This window comes from Actinoplanes sp. ATCC 53533 (genome assembly GCF_003947245.1).
In genome coordinates this window covers 1-6915 of sequence record NZ_QHHV01000376.1, presented here as the reverse complement: position 1 = coordinate 6915, position 6915 = coordinate 1, and the positions used below count along the sequence as shown (strand labels likewise).

Genomic DNA, 6915 nt, shown 5'->3' with positions numbered 1-6915 from the left:
GGCGGTGGGGTCGGCCGGGGCGGCGACGCTCGCGGCGGGTCCGCTGTCGCAGGCGCCGACCAGCAGCGACGTGCTCACGGCGAGGCAGGCGACGGTTCGTCTTAGCGGATACATCGCAACATTGTTACATACCCATCATCCCTCGCGCCGCCGGCGAGCATCGAGAGGACACCTGTGACCGTCTATCCGTCGAAGCAGGCACCGCCCGCACCGCGAGTACGGCCGACCCGGCGCCTCCGCGTGCCCAGGCCCCGGTGGCTGATCTTTTCCCTGCTGGTCGGTCTCTTCGCCAGCATGCTGCTGGTGAACGGACTGGTGAAGGGCGACTTCGCCGAGGACGGGGCGACGGCCTCGACCGCCGAGACCGACGAGGTGCCCGCCACGGCGCTCACCGGCGGGCCGATCATCCAGACCGACGGCACCACCACCAGCACGGTCTCGGTGCCGGACCGGCAGATCGTGCTGACCTTCGACGACGGCCCGGACCCGCGGTACACCCCGGAGATCGTCAAGGTCCTGGCCGAGTACGACGTACCCGCCACCTTTTTCATGATCGGTTCGGCGATCAGCCGGTACCCGGACGTCGTGCGGCAGGTCAGCGACGCCGGCCACGAGATCGGCATCCACACGTTCACCCATCCCGACCTGTCCGACAAGAACGAGCGGCGCCGCTCGCTGGAGATGCAGGAGACCCAGCTGGCGCTCGCCGGCGCGACGGGGGAGACCAGCGTGATCTTCCGGCCGCCCTACTCCTCGACGGTGGCCGCGCTGGACAACGCCAACTGGGGCGTGATCCGGGACATGGGCGAACGCGGCTACCTCACCATCGTCAACGACCTGGACAGCCGGGACTGGGAGGAGGACGCCACGATGGCCGACATCGCCACGGCGGTCACCCCCGCGGACGGCGCCGGCGCGGTCCTGCTCTTCCACGACGGCGGCGGCGACCGCTCCCGGACCGCCAGTGCCCTCGCCACGGTCATCCCCGACCTCAAGAAGGCCGGCTACACCTTCACCACCCTGGCCGCCGTTGCCGGGCTGGCGACGGTCAACCCGGTCGCCACCGCCGACAAGATGTTCCTCGGCACGGCCATCGACGGCGCCGTCCAGATCGCCACCACCGTGGCCACCTTCTTCTCGTGGCTGTTGCTGGCCTTCGGCGTCCTCACCATCGCCCGGCTGCTGGTGATGCTGGTGCTCGGCCGGCGGCACGCCCGCCGGAACCGCCGGGGCGGGCGGCGGCGAGCCGGCGGGAACCGGCAGCCCGCCGGGTGGGGACCGCCGTACGGCGCGCCGGTCACCGTCGTCGTGCCCGCCTACAACGAGAAGGAGTGCATCGCCGACACCGTACGGTCGCTGACGGCCAGCACCCACCCGATCCGGATCATCGTGGTCGACGACGGCTCGACCGACGGCACCGCCGAGATCGCGGAGCAGCTCGGACTGCCGAACGTGACCGTGATCTGGCAGCCGAACAGCGGCAAACCGGCCGCCCTGAACACCGGCATCGCGGCCGCCGACACCGAAGTCGTGGTCATGATGGACGGTGACACCGTCTTCGAGCCGGACACCGTACGGTTGCTCGTCCAGCCCTTCGCCGACCCGCGGGTCGGCGCCGTCGCGGGCAACGCGAAGATCGCCAACCGGTCCGGCATGATCGCGCTCTGGCAGCACATCGAGTACGTCGTCGGATTCAGCATCGACCGCCGCGCCCACGACGTCATGGGCTGCATGACGACCGTCCCCGGCGCCATCGGCGCCTTCCGGACCTCGACCCTGCGGCAGGTCAACGGCCTCAGCGACGACACCCTCGCCGAGGACACGGACCTGACCATCGCGATCATCCGGGCCGGCTGGCGGGTCGTCTACGAGGAGCGGGCCCGGGCCTGGACCGAGGCTCCCACCACGGTCTCCCAGCTGTGGCGGCAACGCTACCGGTGGTGCTACGGCACCATGCAGGCGATGTGGAAGCACCGCCGGGCCCTGGTCGAACGCGGCCCGGGCGGCAGGTCCGGCCGGCTGGGCCTGCTCAACCTGACCCTGTTCCAGACCCTGATGCCGCTGCTCTCCCCGCTGATCGACGTCTTCCTGATCTACGGCCTGCTCTTCCTGGACCCGCTGGTGACCGCAGCGGTCTGGCTCGCCGTGCTCAGCACCCAGGTGATAGCCACCGGCTACGCGTTCCGGCTCGACCAGGAGTCGCTGCGTCCGATCTGGCGGGTGCCGCTGCAGCAGTTCGTCTACCGGCAGATGATGTATCTGGTCCTGATCCAGTCCACCCTCGCCGCGCTCGGCGGCATCCGGCTCGGCTGGCAGAAGCTGCACCGCGTCGGCGGCCTGGGCGCTCTGCTCGGTTCCCGCGCCGGGCGATGAGCTCGCCGGCGCCGACCCGCTCAGCCGGCCGATCCGCTCAGCCGGCCGATCCGCTCAGCCTGCCGACCCCGCTCAGCCTTCCAAATAGGCGAGGACTGCCATGATGCGCCGGTTGTCGTCCCCGGAGGGTTTCAGTCCGAGCTTGGTGAAGATGCTGTTGCTGTGTTTGCTGACGGTCTTGTCGGTGACGAACATCCGGGCGGCGATCGCGGCGTTGGAGCGGCCCTGGGCCATCAGGGCGAGGACCTCGTGCTCCCGAGGGCTGAGCTTCAGGAGCATCGGGTCGGTGGAGCGGTGGGTGAGCAGGGCGCTGACGACGTCGGGGTCCATGACCGTGCTGCCGGCGGCGACCTGCCGGACGTCGGTGACGAACCGCTCGACGTCCATGACCCGGTCCTTCAGGAGGTAGCCCACCGCCCCCGCCCGGTCCGAGATCAGCTCCCTGGCGTAGAGCTGCTCGACGTACTGCGAGAGCACGACGATGGGCAGCCCTGGAATCTGCCGGCGGGCGTCGATCGCGGCGCGCAGGCCCTCGTTGGTGAAGGTCGGCGGCAGCCGCACGTCGACGATGGCGACGTCGGGACGGTGCGTCGTCAGCGCCCGGATCAGGGCGGGCCCGGTGTCGACGGCTTCGACGACCTCGCAGCCGTTGGCCTGGAAGATCCTGATCAGGCCGTCGCGGAGCAGGGCGAGGTCCTCGGCTACGACGATGCGCACGGCAGCGACATCCTTATCTCGGTGGGTCCGCCCGGCGGGCTCTCGACGGTCAGCGTGCCGTCGAAGGCCGCCAGGCGGCGGGCGATGCCGCGCAGGCCGGTGCCGGCGTCGATCGAGGCGCCCCCGCGGCCGTCGTCGGACACCCGCATCGTCAGGTCGCCCGCGGTGCTGCCCTGGTCGGGTGCGAACTCCACGGTGATCCGGATGTGCTGGGCCCGGGCGTGCTTGATGGCGTTCGACAGGGCCTCGGCGACGGCGAAGTAGGCCGCGGACTCCACCGGTGCCGGCAGCCGTCCCGGCAGCCGGGTCAGCACTGTGGTCGGAATCGGGTTGACCAGGGCCAGCGCCTGCAGGGCGCCGTCCAGGCCGCGGTCGGCCAGGACCGGCGGATGGATGCCGCGTACCAGGTCGCGGAGCTCGGTCAAGGCGCTGGAGGTCGACTCGCGGGCCTCGGCCAGCAGCTGCTGGACGCCCTGCGGATCGCCGGGCAGCAGCTGTTCGGCCAGGCCCAGGCTCATGCCCAGCGACACCAGCCGGGCCTGCGCGCCGTCGTGCAGGTCGCGTTCGATCCGGCGCAGTTCGCCGGCCTGGGTGTCGACGGTCTCGGCCCGCGAGGTCGCCAACTGCTGGACCCGGGCCCGCAGTCGCGCCTGCTCGGTCGGGCCGAGCAGAGCGCGGATCACCCGGGCGTTGAGGTTCGCCAGCCGCGCCGCGGTGGCGTACCAGAGCAGGAAGAACATCGGGCCGAGCGGGACCAGCACGAACGACTGGGCGAGGCTGTGCAGGCGGAAGCCCTCGCCCAGCGGGGTGCGGAACACCTGAGGCGGGGTCAGCTGGTAGATGAGCGGATAGCTCAGGTAGATGACTCCGCAGAGGAAGAGCACCAGCGACAGTCCGACGCTGAACCAACCGGTGATCGAGTTGGCCACCAGCCAGGCCCAGTCCCGCCAGCTCGCCGGGTCGCGCAGGATCGTCCACAGCCGCACCGGCCACCCGGCGTCCGGCGTCGGCAGGTAGGGCCGGGCCACCGGTTCACCGAGCCGGTCGGCGGCCCACTGGCGGTGCAGATCGGCGAACCAGCGGACCAGCGCGGTCGCGAGCAGGATCAGCGGGATTCCGGCGCCGAGCGCGACGACCGACGCCGAGGTGATCCAGACCGTGGCCAGCACGGCGCCCAGGACCGAGCCCGGCACCAGCACCAGCGACCAGCCCAGCAAGCTCATCCGCAGGGCCAGTGCGGCGCGCACCCCGGGACCGGGGATCCCGCTGGAATCGGTCATCACGCTCCATCATCGTGCATCGCCAGATCTTGATGATGACCGGTTGGCCGGGGGTCGCGCGGTGGGGTTTCCTCCACCCTCCGTGGGGTCCAGCACCCGTGTTCCGCGTCCCCGGCCCGAGCAGCCTGGAATCGCCGGCCGGACACCCCCGATCAACCGGCTCCCCACCATTGATGGAGGCTCCCTCATGACCGCGAACCCGATGTCCGCACGCCACCGCCGCCGATCAGGTCTGGCGCTTCTGGCGACCGTAGCCCTGAGCAGCACGCTCACCGCCTGCGGCACGGCGGCCGACCCGCAGTCGGTCGTCCCCGCGGCGGTCGAGCGCACCGGGGCCGTGGCAGCCCCCGGGGCCCGGCTGACCACCCTCGCCCAGCAGGTCGTGGACGCCGGAGCGCCCGGGGTGATCGTCCGGGTCGACGACGGCCGCGGCCGGGCGACCGAGATCGCCCGGCAGGCGCCGTGGACCAGGGCCGACCACACCCTGGCCGCGAGCGACGAGTTCCGGATGGGCTCGAACACCAAGACGATGGTCGCCACCGTCATCCTGCAGCTGGTCGCCGAACACCGGCTCCGGCTGACCGACCCGGTCAGCGAGTGGCTGCCCGGCCTCATCCCGAACGGGACCGCGATCACCGTGCGGATGCTGCTCAACCACACCAGCGGCCTGTTCAACTACACCTACGACGCCGCCGTGCTCAAGGCCTTCACCGGCCAGGACACCAGGGTCTGGACGCCCCGGGAGCTGATCGCCGCCGCCACCCGGCACGACCCGTTGTTCGCGCCCGGCACGGGCTACTCCTACAGCAACACCAACTATGTCGCGCTCGGCCTGGTCGCCGAGAAGGCGACCGGACACACCCTGGGCGACCTGATCCAGGAGCGGATCGCCGGGCCGCTGCACCTGAAGAACACCTACCTGGTCACCGGCACCGACTCCGACAGCACGAAGAGTCCCGCACTCGCCCACGGCTACGAACCCGACGCCAGCCGCATCGCCGCGCTGCTGCCCCCGGGCACCCCCGCCGGAACCACCTTCGCCGGCCCGGCCCGGCCGGCGGGATACGTCGACACCACCTGGATCAACACCAGCACCTTGGGCGCCGCCGGCGGCATGGTCTCCACCGCGCGGGACTGGGCCCGCTTCGACAGCGCGCTGTTGTCCGGCAAGCTCCTGCCGCCCGCCCAGCTGAAGCAGATGCGCACCACCGTCGCCGAGGAGTCCGAGTTCCCGAACCGCCGGTACGGGCTCGGCCTGGAGCAGGTGGTAACCCCCTGTGGCACCGTCTGGGGCCACAGCGGCCAGGTCCCCGGCTACTCCAGCGAGAACTACACCGACGCCACCGGCCGGCGCACGGTCTCGGTCCTCACCGCCACGATCTTCGGGCTGACCCCACCGAAGACCGGCGCCGCCAACCAGGCCCTGGTGACCGCCGCGGTCTGCACCATGCTCGGCAAGCCGATCCCCGCCACGCCCGCGTCCCCGGCCGGCTGACCCCGAACCCGCTCACCAACGCCGAGCCGACGTGGCGGCGACCGCGGACGGTCGGGAACGGGCATCGACATTGCGACCGGCGTCGGTTTCCCACGCTTCTTCGGCGGAACCGGCGGCGGGCAGAATCCGGGACGCGGGTGCGGGCCGGGCGAGGGCGCGGGCCTTGCCGGCGGCGGTCACCGGGACGAACCCGGCGCCGTCCTCAACCGCGTCGTCCTCGCGGTGCTCGGTCGCCGAGGGCAGCGGCGATGCAGGCCAACACGGCTACGGCGGGTTCATGTCCCCCGGCTGCGGGCCAGGTGCCAGGTCGATCGCTGGGTCTTGATCGCTGGGTCTTGATCGCCGGGTCTTGATCGCCGGGTCTCGATCGCCGGGTCTCGCCGCCCAGCGACAGACCCCTAAACGCCTGCTTTGCTCTGCTTCCCCATCGGAAACACCCTCGGCCGACACCCGGCAGCAACCGAAAGTGGAAGCCGTACATCCCCACCCGGGTGTTTCCTATCGGGAAGCAGAGCAAAGTCATCCGTGCCCCCGTTCGGGGGCGCCGTGGGGCTGGGTAAATGGGGCCGTGTGGGTTGCGGTCGTGGGTGGATGCGGTGTTGTGGTGGGACTGGGTGTGCGTCGGCCATCGCCTGTTCTGAGCTGCCACGAAGTTTCCGGACAGGGGATCTAATATGATCTCGGTCTGGGATGGAGATGGGCATGGCGCGGCAGAAACGGTCCTACTCGCAGGAGTACCGCGATGAGGCGGTGAAGATGGTGATCGAGACGTCACGTCCGATCGCGGTCGTCGCGCGGGAACTCGGCTTGTTGGACGGCACTCTCGGTAATTGGGTCAGCGCGTATAGGAAGAGTCACCCTGTGGAAGAACAGCCCCTGGCTTTGCCGGATCGGGCGCGGTTGAAGGAACTCGAACGTGAGAACCGGGAGTTGCGGCTGCAGAACGAGTTCCTGAAAAAAGCGGCGGCCTTCTTCGCTCAGGATCATCGGTAAGCGACGTTTACGAGCTTATCGACGCCGAGAAGGCTGACTTTCCCATCGTGATGATGT

The 6915-nt window shown here is 70.5% G+C and carries 5 protein-coding genes; 3 read left to right on the top strand and 2 right to left on the bottom strand.

The features are described 5' to 3' along the window. The first annotated feature begins 240 nt into the window (after window positions 1-240). Complete coding sequence (locus tag DMB66_RS57560) at window positions 241-2373, top strand: bifunctional polysaccharide deacetylase/glycosyltransferase family 2 protein (RefSeq protein WP_233625579.1); 2133 nt, start codon at window positions 241-243, stop codon at window positions 2371-2373. Between the two features lie 72 nt (window positions 2374-2445). Here DMB66_RS57560 and DMB66_RS57555 read toward each other — a convergent pair whose 3' ends face one another. Both DMB66_RS57555 and DMB66_RS57550 read right to left on the bottom strand, forming a co-directional pair. Further along, window positions 2446-3090, bottom strand: coding sequence for a response regulator transcription factor (locus DMB66_RS57555; RefSeq protein WP_125812417.1), 645 nt, complete (start codon window positions 3088-3090; stop codon window positions 2446-2448). Beyond that, window positions 3075-4370: a sensor histidine kinase gene (locus DMB66_RS57550; protein ID WP_125812416.1), complete on the bottom strand. Its 1296-nt coding sequence runs from the start codon at window positions 4368-4370 to the stop codon at window positions 3075-3077. The genes DMB66_RS57555 and DMB66_RS57550 overlap by 16 nt, the downstream gene beginning before the upstream one ends. A gap of 187 nt (window positions 4371-4557) precedes the next feature. On the opposite strand from DMB66_RS57550, the gene DMB66_RS57545 reads away from it, so the two are divergent. Then, window positions 4558-5865, top strand: a complete 1308-nt coding sequence (locus DMB66_RS57545; protein ID WP_125812415.1) for a serine hydrolase — start codon at window positions 4558-4560, stop codon at window positions 5863-5865. Window positions 5866-6567: 702 nt separating this feature from the next. After that, a complete protein-coding gene (locus tag DMB66_RS57540) occupies window positions 6568-6858 on the top strand; it encodes a transposase (protein WP_158647708.1) in 291 nt (96 codons plus the stop codon). Window positions 6859-6915 lie beyond the last annotated feature (57 nt).

Excerpts from the sequence above, each read along its gene's own strand:
- DMB66_RS57550 (WP_125812416.1), bottom strand. The coding sequence starts at position 4,370 with ATGACCGATTCCAGCGGGATCCCCGGTCCCGGGGTGCGCGCCGCACTG.
- DMB66_RS57545 (WP_125812415.1), top strand. The coding sequence starts at position 4,558 with ATGACCGCGAACCCGATGTCCGCACGCCACCGCCGCCGATCAGGTCTG.
- DMB66_RS57540 (WP_158647708.1), top strand. The coding sequence starts at position 6,568 with ATGGCGCGGCAGAAACGGTCCTACTCGCAGGAGTACCGCGATGAGGCG.